General features: G+C 67.6%; 15 protein-coding genes. 13 read left to right on the forward strand and 2 right to left on the reverse strand.

Annotated elements, in window-relative coordinates:
* Nucleotides 1-80: 80 nt before the first annotated feature.
* From G6N47_RS16620 to G6N47_RS16660, 9 genes are all read left to right on the forward strand, one after another.
* A complete protein-coding gene (locus G6N47_RS16620; RefSeq protein WP_083131505.1) occupies nucleotides 81-1607 on the forward strand; it encodes a wax ester/triacylglycerol synthase family O-acyltransferase in 1527 nt (508 codons plus the stop codon).
* Complete coding sequence (locus G6N47_RS16625) at nucleotides 1604-3202, forward strand: HAD-IB family hydrolase/lysophospholipid acyltransferase family protein (RefSeq protein ID WP_083131644.1); 1599 nt, start codon at nucleotides 1604-1606, stop codon at nucleotides 3200-3202. The genes G6N47_RS16620 and G6N47_RS16625 overlap by 4 nt, the downstream gene beginning before the upstream one ends.
* Nucleotides 3199-5538, forward strand: coding sequence for a glycerol-3-phosphate 1-O-acyltransferase (locus G6N47_RS16630; protein ID WP_083131506.1), 2340 nt, complete (start codon nucleotides 3199-3201; stop codon nucleotides 5536-5538). The genes G6N47_RS16625 and G6N47_RS16630 overlap by 4 nt, the downstream gene beginning before the upstream one ends.
* A gap of 19 nt (nucleotides 5539-5557) precedes the next feature.
* Nucleotides 5558-7537, forward strand: a complete 1980-nt coding sequence (locus G6N47_RS16635) for a cytochrome c oxidase assembly protein (protein WP_083131507.1) — start codon at nucleotides 5558-5560, stop codon at nucleotides 7535-7537.
* A 188-nt stretch (nucleotides 7538-7725) separates the two neighbouring features.
* Nucleotides 7726-8175 carry a single-stranded DNA-binding protein gene (gene ssb / locus G6N47_RS16640; protein ID WP_083131508.1) on the forward strand — a complete coding sequence of 150 codons (450 nt, stop codon included), beginning with the start codon at nucleotides 7726-7728 and terminating at the stop codon, nucleotides 8173-8175.
* Nucleotides 8176-8356: 181 nt separating this feature from the next.
* The gene (gene ettA / locus G6N47_RS16645) at nucleotides 8357-10033 is read left to right on the forward strand and encodes an energy-dependent translational throttle protein EttA (RefSeq protein ID WP_083131509.1); all 1677 of its coding nucleotides are present in this window, start codon (nucleotides 8357-8359) and stop codon (nucleotides 10031-10033) included.
* 49 nt (nucleotides 10034-10082) lie between these two features.
* Complete coding sequence (locus G6N47_RS16650) at nucleotides 10083-14888, forward strand: NAD-glutamate dehydrogenase (RefSeq protein ID WP_083131510.1); 4806 nt, start codon at nucleotides 10083-10085, stop codon at nucleotides 14886-14888.
* A gap of 44 nt (nucleotides 14889-14932) precedes the next feature.
* Nucleotides 14933-15349, forward strand: a complete 417-nt coding sequence (locus G6N47_RS16655) for an acyl-CoA thioesterase (RefSeq protein ID WP_264007111.1) — start codon at nucleotides 14933-14935, stop codon at nucleotides 15347-15349.
* Complete coding sequence (locus G6N47_RS16660; protein WP_083131511.1) at nucleotides 15337-15981, forward strand: hypothetical protein; 645 nt, start codon at nucleotides 15337-15339, stop codon at nucleotides 15979-15981. The genes G6N47_RS16655 and G6N47_RS16660 overlap by 13 nt, the downstream gene beginning before the upstream one ends.
* A 4-nt stretch (nucleotides 15982-15985) precedes the next feature.
* On the opposite strand, the gene G6N47_RS16665 is transcribed toward G6N47_RS16660, so the two are convergent.
* Both G6N47_RS16665 and G6N47_RS16670 read right to left on the reverse strand, forming a co-directional pair.
* On the reverse strand, nucleotides 15986-17551 hold the full coding sequence (locus G6N47_RS16665; protein ID WP_083131512.1) for a glycoside hydrolase family 13 protein: 1566 nt from the start codon (nucleotides 17549-17551) through the stop codon (nucleotides 15986-15988).
* Nucleotides 17551-17949 carry a globin gene (locus G6N47_RS16670; RefSeq protein ID WP_045380678.1) on the reverse strand — a complete coding sequence of 133 codons (399 nt, stop codon included), beginning with the start codon at nucleotides 17947-17949 and terminating at the stop codon, nucleotides 17551-17553. The genes G6N47_RS16665 and G6N47_RS16670 overlap by 1 nt, the downstream gene beginning before the upstream one ends.
* 134 nt (nucleotides 17950-18083) lie before the next feature.
* On the opposite strand from G6N47_RS16670, the gene G6N47_RS16675 reads away from it, so the two are divergent.
* From G6N47_RS16675 to G6N47_RS16690, 4 genes are all read left to right on the forward strand, one after another.
* Nucleotides 18084-18719 (forward strand): HNH endonuclease, encoded by a 636-nt coding sequence (locus G6N47_RS16675; RefSeq protein ID WP_083131513.1) that lies wholly within the window; start codon nucleotides 18084-18086, stop codon nucleotides 18717-18719.
* A 38-nt stretch (nucleotides 18720-18757) separates the two neighbouring features.
* Nucleotides 18758-18979: an aa3-type cytochrome oxidase subunit CtaJ gene (ctaJ, locus tag G6N47_RS16680; protein ID WP_083131646.1), complete on the forward strand. Its 222-nt coding sequence runs from the start codon at nucleotides 18758-18760 to the stop codon at nucleotides 18977-18979.
* Entirely contained in the window at nucleotides 18966-19433 is a 468-nt protein-coding gene (locus G6N47_RS16685; RefSeq protein WP_083131514.1) for a DUF5130 domain-containing protein, read from the forward strand. Before ctaJ ends, G6N47_RS16685 begins: the two co-directional genes overlap by 14 nt.
* 151 nt (nucleotides 19434-19584) lie before the next feature.
* Nucleotides 19585-20088, forward strand: a complete 504-nt coding sequence (locus tag G6N47_RS16690; RefSeq protein ID WP_083131515.1) for a cupin domain-containing protein — start codon at nucleotides 19585-19587, stop codon at nucleotides 20086-20088.
* Nucleotides 20089-20091 lie beyond the last annotated feature (3 nt).

Here is a 20091-nt window from a genome sequence, read left to right on the forward strand (position 1 = left end):
TCACGACAACCGGACTAGCGTTTAGGTAGGCGTGGCGAAACGAGAGGCTGGAGCGGCGATGCCAGAACGGGGACGAGCCGGTGGCTGAGTCCGTCGACGCGGCGGGGTTGCCCACCGCGCTCGGCGCGGTCGACTATCTGCTGCACCGTGGGGAAGCCAACCCGCGGACCCGCTCGGGCATCATGGCCCTGGAAATCCTCGACACCACGCCGGACTGGGAGCGGTTCCGGACCCGTTTCGAACACGCGTCGCGGCGGGTGTTGCGGCTGCGCCAGAAGGTGGTCGTGCCGACGCTGCCGACCGCCGCGCCGCGCTGGGTGGTGGATCCCGACTTCAACCTGGACTTTCATGTGCGACGGCTGCGCGTCGCCGAACCCGGCACGCTGCGCCAGGTATTCGACCTGGCCGAGGTGATGCTGCAGTCGCCCCTGGACATCGCCCGGCCGTTGTGGACGGCCACCTTGATCGACGGCCTGGCCGACGGCAGGGCCGCGACGCTGTTGCACCTGAGCCACGCCGTCACCGATGGTGTTGGCAGCGTGGAGATGTTCGCCCACATCTACGACCTGGAGCGTGATCCGCCGCCCGGACCGCCACCGCCGCAACCCATTCCACAGGATTTGTCCCCCACCGACCTGATGCGCGAGGGTCTCAACCACCTGCCCGAGGCCGTGGTCGACGGGGTTCGGGGCGCGCTGTGGGGCGCGGCGTCCATGGTGGGCCGGGCGGTGCTGCGGCCTGCGTCCACGGTGGCCGGCGCGCTGAGCTATGCCCGCTCCAGCGTGCGGGTGGTGAGCCGGGCCGCCGAGCCGTCGCCGCTGCTGCGCCGGCGCAGCCTGGCCACCCGCACCGAGGCCATCGACATCCCGCTGTCCGACCTGCACCGGGCCGCCAAGGCCGGCGGTGGGTCGATCAACGACGCCTATTTGGCCGGGCTGTGTGGTGCGCTGGGCCGCTACCACGAAGCGCTCGGCGTGCCGATTGCGACGCTGCCGATGGCGGTGCCGGTGAACCTGCGGGCCGAATCCGATCCGGCCGGCGGTAACCGGTTCACCGGCGTCAACCTGGCCGCGCCGGTGGGCACCGCCGATCCGGTGGCCCGGATGCGCAAAATCCGCGCCCAGATGACGCAGCGCCGCGACGAACCGGCGATGGACGTCATCGGTTCGATCGCACCGGTGCTCAGCGTGTTGCCGGCACCGTTGCTCGAGTCGATGACCGGCTCGGTGGTGGCATCGGACGTGCAGGCCAGCAATGTGCCGGTCTATCCGGGCGATACCTACCTCGCCGGGGCAAAAGTCTTGCGGCAGTATGGAATTGGACCATTGCCGGGCGTAGCGATGATGGCGGTGCTGATCTCTCGCGGCGGGTACTGCACCATCACTACCCGCTACGACCGGGCCGCGGTGCGCCATGAGGATTTGTGGGCCCGATGCCTGCTGGAGGGTTTCGACGAGATCCTCGCGCTGGCCGGCGAACCCGCGCCGCACCCGGTGCCCGCGTCGTTCGACGCCGAGGCGCCGAACACGTCGACCCGATCGGTGTCCGGCTCATGCGCGCCGGCGACGATGCAGAGCGAAGCGATGCGGAGGAGCGGCGCCGAATGACCGCCACGGAAGAACGCAAGCAGCCGCGCGACCTTCGGCTGCCCGGATCGGTTGCCGAGATCATGGCCAGCCCGCCCGGCCCCAAGATCGGGGCGTTCTTCGACCTGGACGGAACTCTGGTCGCGGGTTTCACCGGCGTCATCCTCACCCAGGAACGCTTCCGGCGTCGCGAGATGGGCGTCGGTGAGCTGATCGGCATGATCCAGGCCGGCCTGAATCATCAACTCGGACGTATCGAATTCGAGGAGCTCATCCTCAAGGCGTCGTCGGCGCTGCGCGGTCGTCCGCTATCGGATATGGAGGAAATCGGCGAGCGGTTGTTCGCGCAGAAAATCGAGAGCCGGATCTACCCGGAAATGCGGGAGTTGGTGCGCGCCCACCTTGCTCGCGGCCACACCGTAGTGCTCAGCTCGTCCGCGCTGACGCTGCAGGTCGAGCCCGTGGCGCGCTTCCTCGGCATCCCCAACACGCTGACCAACAAGTTCGAAACCGACGAGAACGGGATCCTCACCGGCAAGGTGGTCAAGCCGATCCTGTGGGGGCCGGGCAAGGCGGCGGCCGTGCAGCAGTTCGCCGCCGAGCACGGTATCGACTTGAAGGACAGCTACTTCTACGCCGACGGCGACGAGGACGTCGCGTTGATGTACCTGGTCGGCAACCCCCGCCCGACCAACCCCGAAGGCAAGATGGCTGCGGTCGCCCGCCGTCGTGGCTGGCCGATTCTGCGTTTCACCAGCCGCGGCAGCGTCGGAATCACCGGACAATTACGGACTTTGGCCGGTATCGGCTCGATGGTTCCGGTCGCCGCCGGTGCGCTGGGGATCGGCCTGCTGACCCGAAGTCGTCGCCGGGGCGTGAACTTCTTCACCTCCACCTGGTCGCAGCTCCTGCTCGCCGCCAGCGGCGTGCACCTCAACGTGATCGGCACGGAGAATCTGACCGCGCAACGCCCGGCCGTGTTCATCTTCAATCACCGCAACCAGGCCGACCCGGTGATCACCGCCGCACTGGTGCGCGACAACTGGATTGGCGTAGGCAAGAAGGAATTGGCGAGCGACCCGATCATGGGCACGCTCGGCAAGCTGCTGGACACCGTCTTCATCGACCGCGACGATCCGACGGCCGCGGTGGAGTCGCTGCACGAGGTCGAAGAGCGCGCGAAAAGGGGACTGTCGATCGTGATCGCCCCCGAGGGCACCCGGGTGGACACCACCACCGTCGGGCCCTTCAAGAAGGGGCCGTTCCGCATCGCGATGGCCGCCGGAATTCCGATCGTGCCGATCGTAATCCGCAACGCGGAGATCGTCGCCGCGCGAAACTCCACCACGATGAATCCGGGCACGGTGGATGTCGCTGTGTTCCCGCCGATTTCCGTCAGCAACTGGACTGTCGACACGTTGCCGGACCGGATTGCCGAAGTGCGCCAACTGTATTTGGACACGTTGGCCGACTGGCCGGTCGACCAGCTGCCCGATGCCGCCCTGTATACCCGGGTGACCAAAGCGCCGCCGCGTAAACGCGCCACCAAGAAGGCCGCCAAGGCGCCGGCGAAAAAGGCCGCCAAGACGCAACCCAGGCCGAAGGGCCGATCGTGAGGAAGCCGGGCGCCGAGATCGGCACATTCACCACCACCGACGACACGCTGGTGCTGGCGTCTATTTCTTCTCCGGTCGAGGCGGAGCTGGTCTCGGAGTGGCTGGAGCAGCAACGAAAGAGATACCCGGACACCAAGATCGACATACTGCAGTTGCCGCCGCGTAATGCCGAGCCGGCCGCGCTGGCACAACTCGTCGTGCAGTTGGAGGCCGACGAGGACCGCTCGATCGTGCCGGTGCGGGTGTTCTGGCTGCCGCGTGCCGGCGCGTCCGCGCTGAGCAGAGTGGTGGCGCTGCTGCCGGGACGCGACCCCTACCACCCCAACGAGCGTCAGCAGCGCCACGTGGTGCGCTCCGAGCCGTCCCGGGCCCGAGTGGTGGCCGGGGAGCCGGCGAAGGTCTCCGAGCTACGGCAGCAGTGGCGCGACCTCACTGTTGGCGAAAACCCCAGGGACTTCGCGCATTTCGTCACACGCAGGGCCATCTTGGCGCTGGAACGCGCCGAATACCGGATCCTGGGCCCGCAATACAAGTCCCCGCGGCTGGTGAAGCCGGAGATCTTGGCCTCCGCGCGATTCCGCGCCGGCCTGGAGAAGATCCCGGGGGCCTCCCTCGAGGAAGCCGGCAAGATGCTCGACGAGCTGGCCACCGGCTGGAGCCGAGTGTCGGTGGACCTGGTGTCGGTGCTGGGCCGGTTGCTCAGCCGGGGCTTCGACCCCGAAATCGACTACGACGAATACCAAGTGGCGGCGATGCGCGCAGCGCTCGAGACTCATCCGGCAGTGCTGCTCTTTTCGCACCGGTCCTACATCGACGGTGCGGTCATGCCGGTCGCCATGCAGGAGAACCGGCTGCCGCCGGTGCATGTGTTCGCCGGCATCAACCTGGCGTTCGGAGTGATGGGTCCGCTGCTGCGCCGCTCCGGCGTCATCTTCATTCGACGCAACATCGGCGACAACCCACTCTACAAATACGTGCTCAAGGAGTACGTGGGCTATGTCGTCGAGAAGCGGTTCAACTTGAGCTGGTCCATCGAGGGCACCCGCTCCCGCACCGGCAAGATGTTGCCGCCCAAGCTGGGCCTGATGAGCTATGTGGCCGACGCCTACCTGGACGGCCGCAGCGATGACATTCTGCTGCAAGGTGTTTCGATCAGCTTCGACCAGCTGCACGAGACGGCCGAATACGCGGCCTATGCGCGGGGCGCGGAGAAGAAGGCCGAGGGCGTCGGCTGGCTGTACAACTTCATCAAGGCCCAAGGCGAGCGCAGCTACGGCAAGATTTACGTCCGCTTCCCCGAGGCAGTCTCGATGCGGCAGTACCTTGGTCCGGCGGGCGGCCCGACAGCCACCGATCCGGCCGCCAAACGTCTTGCGCTGCAAAAGATGTCGTTCGAGGTTGCGTGGCGCATTCTGCGGGCCACGCCGGTGAACGCCACGGGTCTGGTGTCGGCGCTGTTGCTGACCACGCACGGAGTGGCGTTGACCCTGGGCCAGCTGCACCACACATTGCAGGATTCGCTGGACTACCTGGAACGCAAGCAAACCCCGGTGACCACCAGTGCGTTGCGGCTGCGCACACCCGAGGGCGTCCGCGCTGCGGTGGACGCGCTGTCCAACGGCCATCCGGTCACCCGGGTCGACGGCGGGCGAGAACCGGTGTGGCGCATCGCGCCCGAGGACGAGCACGCTGCGGCGTTCTACCGCAACTCGGTGATCCACGCGTTTCTGGAAACCTCGATCGTCGAGCTGGCGCTGGCATATGCCCGACGCGCCGAGGGCGATCGAGTGGAAGCCTTCTGGTCGCAGGCCATGCGGCTTCGCGACCTTCTGAAATTCGACTTCTACTTCGCCGATTCGGCGTCGTTCCGGGCCAACCTCGCCGAAGAGATGGCCTGGCACGCCGATTGGGAAGCCCACGTCGGCGCGGGCGGCGACGAAATCGACGCGATCCTGTACGCCAAACGTCCGCTGATGTCGGATGCGATGCTGCGGGTGTTCTTCGAGGCCTACGAGATCGTCGCCGACGTGCTGCGCGACGCCCCGGCCGACATCGGCGAAAAGGAACTGACCCAGTTGGCGCTCGGCGTCGGTCGGCAGTACGTCGCGCAGGGCCGGGTGAGCAGCAGCGAGCCGGTGTCCACGCTGCTGTTCGCGACGGCACGCCAAGTGGTCGCCGACCAGCATTTGCTGGAGCCCGCCCCGGACCTGGCCGAGCGGCGAACCGCCTTCCGTAGTGAACTGCGCAGCATTCTGCGGGATTTCGACCACGTCGCGCAGGTCGCGCGCAAACAGTTCATTGCCCGGGAGGTCGCGGCGCGACGGGCGGCGCGGTAACCGGCCATACGCTGTAGGTATGACGGAAGTCCGGCGGCGTGCGGTGGTGTGGCCGCTGCTGGTCGGCGTGGCCGCGCTGGCGGGCTGCACCACCGCTGGGATCGCGGCGTTGTCGCTGGCCGACGCGCTGAGCGCCACCGGGCTGCCCGATCCGGGCCCGGTGACCACCCTTGGGCTGCCGTTCGTGCGGGCGGCCGGGGAAATCGCCGCGGTGCTGGCCGTGGGGTCGTTCCTGTTCGCCGCATTTCTGGTGCCGCCGCAGGACAGCGGAGTGCTGGACGCCGACGGCTATCGCGCACTGCGGCTGGGCACGGTCGCCGCCGGGGCGTGGGCGGTGTGCGCGGCGCTGCTGGTCCCGCTGACCATTTCCGACGTGTCGGGCCAGCCGCTGAGCGCCCACCTCAACCCGGTGAACCTCTGGTCGCTGGCCAGCCTGATCAACGTCGCCACGGCATGGCGGTGGACCGCGTTTTTGGCCGCCGCGGTGATGCTGGCCAGTCTGCCGGTGCTGCGCTGGTCGCCCACGCCGGTGCTGCTCGCCGGGTCGCTGGTCACCTTGGTGCCGCTCGGGCTGACCGGGCACTCGTCGGCCGGCGGGTCACATGACCTGGCCACCAACAGCCTGCTGATCCACCTGGTCGCCGCCGGCCTGTGGGCCGGCGGTCTGCTGGTCCTGCTGGTCCACGCGATTCGCGGCGGCGAGCACACCGACCTGGCGGCGCGGCGGTTCTCGACGCTGGCGTTGTGGTGCTTTGCCGCGATGGCGCTCAGCGGAGTCGTCAACGCCCTGGTCCGCGTTGTTCCGGCGGACCTGCTGAGCACCGGCTACGGCCGGCTGGTGATCGCCAAGGTCGTCGCACTGTGTCTGCTCGGCGCCGTCGGCTGGCGCCAGCGCCGCGCGGGAGTCGTTGCGCTGCAAGCAGATTCAAGTGCGCGCTTTACTCTGGTCAGGTTGGCGGCAATCGAGGCCGCGGTGTTCGGCCTGACTTTCGGTATCGGCGTCGGGCTGGGCCGCACCCCGCCGCCACCGCCACCGATCCTCAACCCTTCGATACCGGAGGTCGCGATCGGCTACGACTTTGACGGGCCGCCCACGGTGGCCCGGGTGCTTTTCGACTGGCGCTTCGACCTGATCTTCGGCACCGCGGCGATCGTGCTCGCCGGGCTGTATCTGGCAGGGGTGCGCCGGCTTCGCCGCCGCGGCGACAGCTGGCCGCGGGGCCGGACGATCTCGTGGCTGCTGGGCTGCGCCGTGCTGCTGTTCGCGACATCGTCGGGAGTGGGCCGCTACATGCCGGCGATGTTCAGCATGCACATGGCCGACCACATGCTGTTGTCGATGCTGGTGCCGGTGCTGCTGGTGCTGGGGGCGCCGGTCAGCCTGGCGTTGCGGGCGCTGCCCCCCAGCGATCCGCCGGGCATGCGGGAATGGCTGCTGGCCGCGCTGCACAGCCGGCTCTCCCGGTTCCTCACCAACCCGGTGATTGCCACCGCGCTGTTCGTCGGCGGGTTTTACGGGCTCTACCTGGGCGGCATCTTCGACGCCGCGGCGGGCAGCCACGTCGGCCATCTGCTGATGAACGTGCACTTTCTGCTCAGCGGCTACCTGTTCTACTGGGTGGTGATCGGCGTCGACCCCACGCCGCGGCCGATCCCGCCGCTGGCCAAGGTGGCCGTGGTGTTCGCGTCGCTGCCGTTGCACGCCTTCTTCGGGGTGGTGCTGATGAGCACCCGCGATGTACTCGGCGAGAGCTTCTACCGGTCGCTGCATCTGAGCTGGCACGCCGACCTGCTCGGCGACCAGCGACTCGGCGGTGGAATCGCTTGGGCGGCAGGTGAATTCCCGCTGGTGATCGTGATGATCGCCTTGCTGGTGCAGTGGACTCGCAGCGACCAGCGCACTGCCCGGCGGCTGGACCGCGCCGCCGAGCGCGACGACGACGCAGAGCTGGCCGCCTACAACGCGATGCTGGCCGAGCTGGCCCGCCGCGACCGCTAGCTTTTGTGCGCTGACTCTGCGTGTACCAGGAAAAAGTTCGAGTAGCTTGCCTGGTCAGCGCAGAGCCAATGGCTATGCACAGTCGCGACATTCTGCACAGGGTCACCCGGTTGCGGCGCGACTCGTTCCTGCTTGTCGGCGGTCGGCGGCTCAATGGCGGCAGCAACTCCAACCGAAAGGAATGAGCAATGTTCGAAACCCCGCTGACCGTCGTCGGCAACATCGTGAACGATCTGCAGCGCCGCCAAGTCGGCGACCAGGAGGTGATCAAGTTCCGGGTCGCCAGCAACTCGCGCCGACGCGGCGCCGACGGCACCTGGGAGCCCGGTAACTCGCTGTTCGTCACCGTCAACTGCTGGGGCCGGCTGGTCACCGGCGTGGGCGCGTCGCTGCGGAAGGGTTCGGCCGTGATCGTGGTGGGACACGTCCACACCAGCGAATACGAGGACCGCGACGGCATCCGGCGCTCGACTCTGGAGATGCGCGCGACGTCCGTGGGTCCCGACCTGTCTCGCTGCATCGCCCACATCGAAAAGACGGTCGCAGTCGAAACGGACACCGCGACTATCTCGGCAGCCGAAGCCGAGGCCGACGACGCCGAACCCGAGCCCGAGACCGGGTTGCCGCTATCGGCCTAGGAGCGCCACCGCGGCAGGTGCCCGTCCGGCGACGACGAGCGCTGCGCAGCAGCGCGAGAAGGAGCCGGACCATCTGCCTAGGATGGTCGGCGAGCAACCTAGCGGCGATCGCAAGCGCGGCGAAGCCGGGCGGGCGGGTCGCCGCCATCAGACTCGCAAACCAGAGAGGTAACACTGCTGCATGGCTGAGTTCATCTACACGATGAAGAAGGTCCGCAAGGCGCACGGCGACAAGGTCATCCTCGACGACGTCACGCTGAGCTTCCTGCCGGGAGCCAAGATCGGCGTCGTCGGCCCCAACGGGGCGGGCAAGTCGAGCGTCTTGCGGATCATGGCCGGCCTGGACAAGCCCAACAACGGCGATGCGTTCCTGGCCACCGGCGCCACCGTGGGCATCCTGCAGCAGGAGCCGCCCCTGGACGAGACCAAAACGGTCCGCGGCAACGTCGAAGAGGGGCTTGGCGACCTCAAGGTCAAACTCGACCGGTTCAACGAGGTCGCCGAGCTGATGGCCACCGACTACACCGACGAGCTGATGGAAGAGATGGGCCGGCTGCAGGAGGAGCTCGACCACGCCGGGGCCTGGGACATCGATTCGCAACTCGAGCAGGCGATGGACGCGCTGCGCTGCCCGCCGCCCGACGAGCCGGTGACGCACCTGTCCGGTGGCGAGCGGCGCCGCGTAGCGCTGTGCAAGCTGCTGCTCTCCAAACCCGACCTGTTGCTGCTCGACGAGCCGACCAACCACCTCGACGCCGAAAGCGTGCAGTGGCTCGAACAGCACTTGGCCGCCTACCAGGGCGCGATCCTGGCGGTCACCCACGACCGCTACTTCCTGGACAACGTCGCCGAATGGATCCTCGAACTCGACCGTGGCCGCGCCTACCCCTACGAGGGCAACTACTCCACGTATCTGGAGAAGAAGGCCGAGCGGCTCGCGGTGCAGGGCCGCAAAGACGCCAAGCTGCAAAAACGCCTGCAAGACGAGCTGGCCTGGGTGCGTTCGGGCGCCAAGGCCCGGCAGGCCAAGAGCAAGGCCAGGCTGCAGCGCTACGAAGAGATGGCCGCCGAGGCCGAAAAGACCCGCAAGCTCGACTTCGAGGAAATCCAGATACCGCCGGGCCCGCGGCTGGGCAACGTCGTAGTCGAGGTCGACCATCTCGACAAGGGCTTCGAGGGCCGCACGCTGATCAAGGACCTGTCGTTCACGCTGCCCCGCAACGGCATCGTCGGCGTCATCGGCCCCAACGGCGTCGGTAAGACCACGCTGTTCAAGACCATCGTCGGGCTCGAGCAACCCGACAGCGGCACGGTCAAGGTGGGCGAGACCGTCAAGATCAGCTACGTCGACCAGGCCCGGGCCGGGATCGACCCCAAGAAAACCGTGTGGGAAGTCGTCTCCGACGGGCTGGACCACATCGAGGTGGGCCAAAGCGAGATCCCTTCGCGCGCCTATGTTTCGGCGTTCGGATTCAAGGGCCCCGACCAGCAGAAGCCGGCCGGCGTGCTCTCCGGCGGCGAACGCAACCGGCTCAACCTGGCGCTGACCCTCAAGGAGGGCGGCAACCTGATCCTGCTCGACGAGCCGACCAACGACCTGGACGTCGAAACGCTGGGCTCGTTGGAGAACGCGCTGGAAAAGTTTCCCGGCTGCGCAGTGGTGATCTCCCACGACCGCTGGTTTTTGGACCGGACCTGCACCCACATCCTGGCGTGGGAGGGCGACGCCGACAACGAGGCCAAGTGGTTCTGGTTCGAGGGCAACTTCGGCGCCTACGAGGAGAACAAGGTCGAACGGCTCGGCGTCGAGGCGGCCAGGCCGCACCGAGTGACGCACCGCAGGCTCACCCGCGACTAAGGTCGGCGATACCAGCGCTGGTACGCGTGCGTAGTCAGGAGCAGTCGGCATGACGGGTGATCCGCGGGCTACCCGCGCCGACTGGACCCAATTCACGGCTGCGGACGACATCCCCGACTGGATCACGACCGCCTACGCCGACACCTACCGCGGCTCGCACGACGACGCCGCTGACACAGACCGGCCCGCCGGCCTGGTGGGCACGGCCCTGCTGGGCGCGCACTACCAACTGGGCCGGCACCGCCGTGCCGGGGAAAGCCGCGTCGCCGTCTATCCGGCCGACGATCCGGCCGGATTCGGCCCGGCACTGCAAGTCGTCACCGACCACGGCGCCATGCTGACCGATTCGGTCACCGTTCTACTCCACCGGCTCGGGGTGGCCTACGCGGCGATCATGACCCCGACATTCAGCGTGCACCGGGACGACACCGGAAATCTGCTCAGCGTCGAGCCGGCGACCGTCGAGGGCGCCGGGCCCGAGGAGACCTGGCTGCACGTGCAACTCTCGCCGTCGGTCGACCGCAAGGCCCTGGCAGAAGCCGCGCGCCTCCTGCCCGGCGTGCTCGCCGACGTGCGCCGGGTCGCCGCGGATTCCGCCGCAATGAGCACTGCGCTGAAGGATCTGGCTACCGATGTAGAAACCGATGCCCAAGGCCGCTACCGGGGGTCCGATCGCCGGGATGCCGCCGCCCTGATGCGCTGGCTGGCCGATGGGCACTTCGTCCTGCTCGGCTACCAGCGTTGCGCGGTGCGCGACGGCCTGGTGACGACCGACGAATCCAGCGGCCTCGGCGTGCTGCGCGGGCGCAAAAGCACCCGCCCGCGCCTGACCGCCGAGGGCGAATTGCTGGTGGTCGCCCAGGCGACCGTCGCCAGCTACCTGCGCTACGGGGCCTACCCCTACGTCATCGCGGTCCGCGAAAACGCGACGGGCGGCGCCCTCGAGCACCGCTTCATCGGCCTCTTCACCGTCACCGCGATGAACGCCGACGTACTCGAGATCCCGATGATCTCCCGCCGGGTCCGCCAGGCACTGGACCTGGCCGGAACTGACGCCAGCCATCCGGGTCAGCTGCTGCTCGACGTCATCCAAACTGTCCCGCGCTCAGAGCTTTTCGCGCTGAGCGCGGCACAGCTGCTGTCGATGGCCAAGGCGGTGGTCGATCTCGGACCGCGGCGGCGCACACTGCTGTTCTTGCGTGCCGACCGCCTCGAGCACTTCGTGTCTTGCCTGGTGTACCTGCCGCGCGATCGCTACACCACCGCCGTCCGCTTGGAGATCGAAGACATCCTGGTCCGCGAGCTCGGCGGCACCAGCCTCGAATTCACCGCCCGCGTCAGCGAATCACCCTGGGCGCTCTTGCATTTCATGGTCCGCCTGGCCGACGGACCCGGCAGCGTCGATACCTCGGAAGCAAATCGGCAACGAATCCAGGCGATGCTGACCCAGGCAACCCGCACCTGGTCCGACCGGCTGCTCAGCGTCGCGGCCGAGGGCTCCGCCGTCTCCCAAACGGTGGCCGAGCATTACGCGGCGGCGTTCCCGGAGGCCTACAAACAGGCCGTCGCCCCGGTGGACGCCATCAACGACATCTTCGTCATCGAAGAGCTGGCCGAGAACTCGGTCAAGCTGGTGTTCTCCGACCATGACGAAGACGACGGGATAGCGCTGCTCAGTTGGTATTTGGGCGGACGGACGGCGTCGTTGAGCCGACTGCTGCCGATGCTGCAGTCCATGGGTGTGGTGGTGCTGGAGGAGCGTCCATTCACCGTCACCCGGGCCGACGGGTTAGAGGTGTGGATCTACCAGTTCAAGATCTCGCCGCATCCCACGATTTCACTGGCCGCCGAGGGGCCCGAGCGGGAAGCCGCCGCGCAGCGGTTCGCCGACGCGGTGACCGCGATCTGGCAGGGCCGCGTGGAGATCGACCGGTTCAACGAACTGGTGCTGCGGGCGAACCTCACCTGGCAACAGGTCGAGGTGCTGCGCGCCTACGCGAAGTACTTGCGGCAGGCTGCTTTTCCCTACAGCCAGCCCCACATCGAATCGGTGCTCAACGAGAACCCGCACACCGCAGCGGCGTTGGTGGCGCTCTTCGAGGCGCTGTTCGACCCGTCGGACACATCCACGAGCCGTGACGCGCAAGCGGCGGCCGCCGCCGTCACCGAGGACATCGACGCCCTGCAGAGCCTGGACACCGACCGGATCCTGCGGGCGTTCGCGTCGCTGATCCAGGCGACGCTGCGAACTAATTACTTTGTGACACGCAAAGATTCGGTGCGAGCCAAAAATGTGCTGTCGGTGAAGCTGGACGCCCAACTGGTCGACGAGCTGCCGCTGCCGCGGCCCAAGTTCGAGATCTTCGTGTACTCGCCGCGTGTCGAGGGTGTGCATCTGCGCTTCGGCCACGTCGCGCGTGGCGGGCTGCGCTGGTCGGATCGCCGGGACGACTTCCGCACCGAGATCCTGGGCCTGGTCAAGGCGCAGGCCGTCAAGAACGCCGTCATCGTGCCGGTCGGCGCCAAGGGCGGATTCGTCGTCAAGCGGCCGCCGCTGCCCACCGGCGACCCGGCCGGCGATCGCGACGCCGGCCGTGAGGAGGGCGTCGCCTGCTACAAGATGTTCATTTCCGGGCTGCTGGAGATCACCGACAACGTCGACCACACCACCGGTGAGGTCAGCGCTCCACCCGAAGTGGTGCGCCGCGACGGCGACGACGCCTACCTGGTGGTCGCCGCCGACAAGGGCACCGCCGCGTTCTCCGATATCGCCAACGACGTCGCCAAATCCTACGGTTTCTGGCTGGGCGACGCGTTCGCCTCCGGCGGGTCAGTCGGCTACGACCACAAAGCCATGGGCATCACTGCGCGCGGCGCGTGGGAAGCCGTCAAGCGGCACTTCCGGGAAATGGGCGTCGACACCCAAAGCGAGGACTTCACCGTCGTCGGCATCGGCGACATGAGCGGCGACGTGTTCGGCAACGGCATGTTGCTGTCCAAGCACATTCGGCTGGTGGCGGCCTTCGACCACCGGCACATCTTCCTCGACCCGGATCCCGACGCGGCGCGCTCATGGCAAGAGCGGAAGCGGCTGTTCGAGCTGCCCCGCTCCAACTGGGGCGACTACGACACGTCGCTGATCAGCGAGGGCGGCGGGGTGTTCAGCCGCGAGCACAAGGCGATTCCGATCAGCGAGCAGGTCCGCGCCGCGCTGGGCATCGACGACGACGTCACCGAGATGGCGCCGCCCAACCTGGTGCGCGCGATCCTCAAGGCGCCGGTGGATCTGCTCTACAACGGTGGAATCGGCACCTACATCAAGGCCGAAACGGAGTCCGACGTCGACGTGGGAGACCGGGCCAACGACGCCGTGCGGGTCAACGCAAACCAGGTGCGGGCCAAGGTGATTGCCGAAGGCGGCAATCTCGGCGTCACGTCGCTGGGCCGTGTCGAGTTCGATCTGTGCGGCGGCCGGATCAACACCGACGCTCTTGACAACTCGGCCGGTGTGGACTGCTCCGACCATGAGGTCAACATCAAGATCTTGATCGACGCGCTGGTCACCGCCGGCAAGGTCAAGCCCGACGAGCGCACCGGGCTGCTGGAGTCGATGACCGACGAGGTCGCCGAATTGGTGTTGGCTGACAACGTCGACCAGAACGATCTGATGGGCACCAGCCGGACCAACGCCGCAAGCCTGCTGCCGGTGCACGCCGACCAGATCCGCTACCTGGTCGCCGAACGCGGGCTCAACCGGGAACTCGAAGCGCTGCCGTCGGAGAAGGAGATTCACCGGCGCGCCGAAGCCGGCCTCGGGCTGACCTCACCCGAGCTCGCCACGCTGATGGCGCACGTCAAACTCGGACTGAAAGACGAACTGCTGGCCACCGACCTGCCGGACCAGGAAGTGTTCGTCGCCCGGTTGCCGACCTACTTCCCGACGGTGCTGCGGCAGCGATTCGGCAGCGAGATCCGCTCGCACCAACTGCGTCGCGAGATCGTTACGACCATGCTGGTCAACGATTTGGTGGACACCAGCGGCATCACGTACGCGTACCGGATCACCGAGGACGTCGGGGTGAGCCAGGTCGACGCCGTCCGCGCCTATGTTGCGACCGATGCGATTTTCGGAGTCGGGGAGATATGGCGGCAGATTCGGGACGCGGACGTGCCGGTTACGCTGTCCGACCGGATGACGCTGGATACCCGGCGGCTGGTCGACCGCGCGGGACGCTGGCTGCTCAACTACCGTCCGCAGCCGCTGGCGGTCGGTGCCGAGGTCAACCGATTCGCCAAGGATGTGAAGGAGCTGACGCCGCGGATGTCGGAGTGGCTGCGCGGCGACGACAAGGCGATCGTGGAAAAGGAAGCCGGTGAATTCATTTCGCAGGGCGCGTCCGAGGAGCTGGCCTACATGGTGGCCACCGGGCTGTACCGGTACAGCTTGCTGGACATCATCGACATCGCCGACATCGACGACCGTGACGCCGCCGAGGTCGCCGACACTTATTTCGCGCTGATGGACCGCCTGGGTACCGACGGACTGCTGACCGCGGTGTCCGAACTGCCGCGCAGGGACCGGTGGCATTCGTTGGCCCGGTTGGCGATTCGCGACGACATCTACGCGTCGTTGCGGGCCTTGTGTTTCGACGTGCTGGCCGTGGGTGAACCGGATGAAAGTGGGGAAGAGAAGATCGCCGAATGGGAACACACCAGCGCGTCGCGGGTCGAGCGGGCGCGCCGGACGCTCACCGAGATCTACGAGAGCGGCCAAAAGGATCTGGCGACATTGTCGGTGGCAGCGCGCCAGATTCGGCGTATGACACGAACGAGCGGACGGGGATCGTCAGGGTGACCGCCAGCGACGATGCAGAGCGAAGCGATGAGGAGGAGCGGCGCATAGATACCACAGGATTCGTCGCACCGGTTCCGGTGCGCTGGTCGGACATCGACATGTACCAGCACATCAACCACGCGACCATGGTCACGATTCTCGAAGAGGCCCGCGTCCCGTTCCTGCGCGAACCCTTTGGTGCCGACATCACCACGATCGGCCTGTTGATCGCCGACGTGCGGGTGACCTACAAAGACCAGCTGCGCCTGGCGGATTCGCCGCTGCAGGTGACGATGTGGGTGAAGCGGTTGCGAGCGGTGGATTTCACCATCGGCTACGAGGTGCGCTCGGTCAACGCCGATCGGGCGTCCAAACCGGCCGTGATCGCCGAAACACAGTTGGCCGCAGTCCATATCGACGAACAGCGGCTGGTGCGGCTCACGCCGCAGCACCGGGAATATCTGCAACGGTGGCTGCGGTAGCCGAGCGGGGGCTGTGGCTGGACCCGGCACACCGCGCGGATCTGGCGGCATTCGTCGAGCGGGCGTTGCGGCTGGACGACGCCGCGGTGATCCGGCTGCGCGCCCGCTCCGATCAGGTGGTGACCGCCTGGGTGGCCACGGGTTTCGACGTGCTGGCCAGCAGGGTGGTGGCCGGTATTGTGCGACCAGACGATTTGTCCGTGGCCGCAGACCAATTGGCGCGCGGGCTCTCGGCGATGGACAGTGCCGGCTACGTCGATCCCGGCTTCCCGATGGATTCCGCGTGGCGCGGGGCATTGCCGCCTGAGAAGGGTTTCGCTCACCTCGACGATGTGCCGGCGCGGCTGATGCTAGATCTGGCGCAGCGTGGCGCCGCGTTGGCCAAGGAGCACGGCAGCGCCCACGGCCCTCCGGCGTCGCTGCTCGACCAGGAAGTGGTGCGGGTCAGCGCCGGCGACGTCAGCGTCGGTGTCCCGATGCGCTGCGTATTCGCCCTTACCGCAATGGGTTTCCTGCCGCAATCACCGGATGCCGTCGATGCCGACGAAATCGTCCGGGTTCGGATTCTGCCGACCTGGTTGCGGCTCGATGCGCGGTTCGGCTCGGTGTGTCGCCACCGCGTGCTGCTGTAGCGCCTTACACCAGCCACGCCGCGGCATTCGGCGGCAAATGACCGTCGGACACCGGCGTGCTGGCCAGCAATACATCACCGTCCGGCAGTCGCAGCGGTCGCTTGCCCGCGTTGAGTGCGCACACCAGCCCACTCGGCCGCTTGAACATCAACGCTCCGCGCGGTGCGGGCAGCCACTCGATCTCGCTACCGCCGAATTCTTCACGCTGCCTTCGCAATTCGAGAGCACGACGGAAGAACGCCAACGTCGAGCCGGCGTCGGCCTGTTGCTTCTCGACGGTCAGCGCTGCCCACTGCGGCGGCATTGGCAACCAGGTGTCAGGCGTCGTCGAAAACCCGAACGGGGGAGTCTCACCGGACCATGGCATCGGAACGCGGCACCCGTCGCGTCCGCGTTCGGTGTGGCCGGAGCGTTCCCACGTCGGATCCTGCAGCACCTCGTCGGGCAGCTCGACGTTGGGCAGACCAAGCTCCTCGCCGTTGTAGATGAACGCCGCTCCGGGCAGTGCGAGCATCACCATCGCCATCGCCCGCGCGCGGTTCAGCCCCACCGCCCCGCCGCCATAGCGGGTGACCTCCCGGTCGACGTCGTGGTTGGACAAAGTCCAAGTGGGCGTGGCGTTCTCGATCGCCGCGGCAGCAAGCGAGTTCTCGATCGCGTCGCGGATGGCGGCGGCTCCGAAGCGCGCCTGCACCAGCCGGAAATTGAAGCCGAGGTGCAGCTCGTCGGCCCGCAGGTACTCCGCCCAGCGGGCGTTGTCGTAGACCCAGACCTCGCCGATGGTCACCGCGCCCGGATAGTCGTCGACCACCCGGCGGATGTCACGGTGAATCGCGTGCACGCCGGCGTGATTGAACCGCGGGTCGTCGTCTTTGTTGCGCAGCATCCGGTTGTTCTCGACCGACGCCATGTCCGGCAGGTCCGGCGGCTTGGCCATCCCGTGTGCCACGTCGATGCGAAAACCGTCGACCCCGCGTTCCAGCCAGAACCGCAACGTCTTCTCGAAATCGTCGAAAACCTCCGGGTTGTCCCAATTCAGGTCCGGCTGTTCGGCGTCGAACAGATGCAGATACCACTGCCCCGGGCTGCCGTCGGGTTCGACGACGCGGGTCCAGGCCGGCCCGCCGAACACCGACTCCCAGTTGTTCGGCGGCTCGGCGCCGCCGGGACCGCGGCCGTCGCGGAAGATGTAGCGCTTGCGCGCGTCGGTTCCGGGGCCCGCGGCCAGCGCGGCGGCAAACCACGGGTGCTGCGAGCTGGTGTGGTTGGGGACCAGGTCCATGGTGATCTTGATGCCGCGGTCGTGGGCCGCGGTGATCAGCCGCTCCAGGGCAGCTAGCCCGCCGAACAGCGGGTCGACGTCACGCGGATCGGCGACGTCGTAGCCGTGGTCGGCCATCGGCGACACGGTGACCGGGTTGATCCAGATCGCGTCGATGCCCAGCTGCACCAGGTAGTCCAGGCGCGCCGTCACCCCGTCCAGGTCGCCGATGCCGTCGCCGTTGCTGTCGGCGAAGGAGCGGGGATAGACCTGGTAAAAGACTGCGTCGCGCCACCAGGGAGCCGCCATCAGAACGGCGCGTTGACCAGCGAGTGCGCGGCCATTTCCAGGTAGTCGAGCAACTCTTTGCGGTGTGCGTCGTCGAGGGTCTGCGAGTCGATCGACGCGACCGCGATGTGCATGCACCGTAACCAGGCGTCGCGCTCGATCGGCGAGATGCGAAACGGGACGTGCCGCATCCGCAGCCGCGGATGACCGCGCCGTTCGGAGTAGGTGCGCGGCCCGCCCCAGTACTGCTCGAGGAACATCCGCAGCCGCTCCTCGGCGCCGGCCAGGTCGTCTTCGGGGTACACCTCACGCAGGATCTCGTCCTGCGGCACCAACTCGTAGAAGCGCGACACGATGGCATGAAAGGTCTCGGCGCCGCCGACGGCGTCGTAAAAGGACTGCTGTTGTACCGGTTCCATCGCTTCCCATTGTGGGGCATCGCGGCGCCTGGTCGATGGCCCGCACCCGTTGTTCATCGGATTGACCAGCGCACACCGCCCAATTTGGCATGCGATCGGCGCCGAATCATGGTGGACTGTTCGGCGGAGGACGTATGGCGCAGCATAAGAGACGCCGCGGCCACCGCAGTTCCGGTGCCGCGGCCAGCCCGGCCGGTGCATGCCTGCACAGTGTCGACAGTCGTCCCTCCGTCCAGCACGACACCGGGTCTCTGTGGAATCGCCGGCGGGTGCTGCTGCTGAACTCCACCTACGAGCCGCTGACCGCGCTGCCGATGCGACGCGCGATCATCATGCTGATCTGCGGCAAGGCCGACGTCGTGCACGACGATCCGGCCGGGCCGGTCATTCACTCGGCGACCAGGGCGATCGCGGTGCCCTCGGTGATCCGGCTGCGCTGCTACGTCCGGGTGCCGTACCGCGCCCGGGTCCCGATGACCCGCGCCGCGCTGATGCACCGCGACCGGTTCTGCTGCGCCTACTGCGGCGCCAAGGCCGACACCGTCGACCATGTGGTGCCCCGCAGCCGCGGCGGCGATCACTCCTGGGAGAACTGCGTGGCGTGCTGCTCGACATGCAACCACCGCAAGGGTGACCGGCTGCTGACCGAGCTGGGCTGGTCGCTGCGGTTGGCGCCGACGTCACCGAAGGGACAGCACTGGCGACTGTTGTCGACGGTCAAGGAGCTCGACCCGGCCTGGGCGCGGTATCTGGGTGAGGGGGCCGCCTAGCTCGCTCGCGATGGGATACGGTTTGCGTCGTGAGCATGATGGAGATCCACCTCTACTTCGTGGGAATCCCGCTGCTGCTGGTGCTCGTACTGGTGGCCTTGATCTGGTCGCATAAGGGCGCGCACCCGGCGACCTACAAGATGTCCGAGCCGTGGACGCATCCGCCGATCCTGTGGGCTGCGACCGACGAGAAGATCGGCGGCCACCACGGCCACGACACGGAGTTCAGCGTGGGAGGTGGCGCCAGTGGCAAGTGGTGAAGTCGCAACCGTTGCTCCGCCCGAGCTGCCCGGCGGCTGGGTGGTCACTGCAAGCGGGCGCATCTCCGGGGTCACCGAGCCCGGAGACGTCTCGGTGCATTACCCGTTCCCGATCAAGGACCTGGTCGCCATCGACGACGCGCTGACCTACGGGTCGCGGGCAGCCGGCGCACGGTTCGCCGTCTACATCGGCGACCTGGGTGACGACACCGCCGCCCGGGCCCGCGAAATCCTGGCCAAGGTGCCGACGCCGGACAACGCGGTGCTGATCGCCGTCTCGCCCGACCAGCACGCGATCGAGGTGGTCTACGGATCGCAGGTCCGCGGCCGCGGCGCCGAATCGGCCGCGCCGCTGGGTGTGGCCGCGGCCGCCTCCGCGTTCGCCGACGGTGACCTGATCGACGGACTGGTCAGCGCGGTGCGAGTGATCAGCTCCGGCATCTCGCCGGCCTAGCCCCCTTTGGCCGCGAGCGTGCGCGTCTGTACACGACACGCCGACGACGCGCGGCATTTTGCGCACGCTCGCGAGTCAGACGGCATACGCCAACGGCACCCACACAAACCTCGACGTAGACAAATAGGGTTCGCTGCCGTCTGATCTGTGCATGACCTTTCACGACGAACGTGGCGCGGCAGCGCCCGCGTTCTTGACTCCTGAGACTCAGCAGGTGGTGCGGTTTCTGGGCGGCCTCATCCGGGTGCGGGCCGGCGGCGATGCGACGGTCGGGCAGCTGGCGATCCTGGAGCATCAGGCAGAGCGCGGCTACAACAGCCCCATGCACCGGCACAACGCCGATGAGGAGACGTTCCTTGTGCTCGACGGAGAACTACGCGTCGAGGTGAACGGCGAGGCGCAGGCCGTGGGTGCTGGTGCGGTCGCGTTTCTGCCGCGCCGGCTTCCGCACGCCTTCGTGGTGACCAGCCCCCAGGCCCGGTTCCTCACCCTGCATACCCCAGCTGGGTTCGAGCGGTTCACGCTCGCCGCCGGCACGCCGGCCGAGACCGCGGGCACGCCGGCCGCCGACGAGTTGCCGCCCGACCCGGCGGCCCTGGCCGCGATGGCCGCGTCCTACGGCATCGAGATCGTGGGGCCACCTCCAACCCCGTGACCC

Source organism: Mycobacterium branderi, assembly GCF_010728725.1.
Lineage (GTDB): Bacteria > Actinomycetota > Actinomycetes > Mycobacteriales > Mycobacteriaceae > Mycobacterium > Mycobacterium branderi.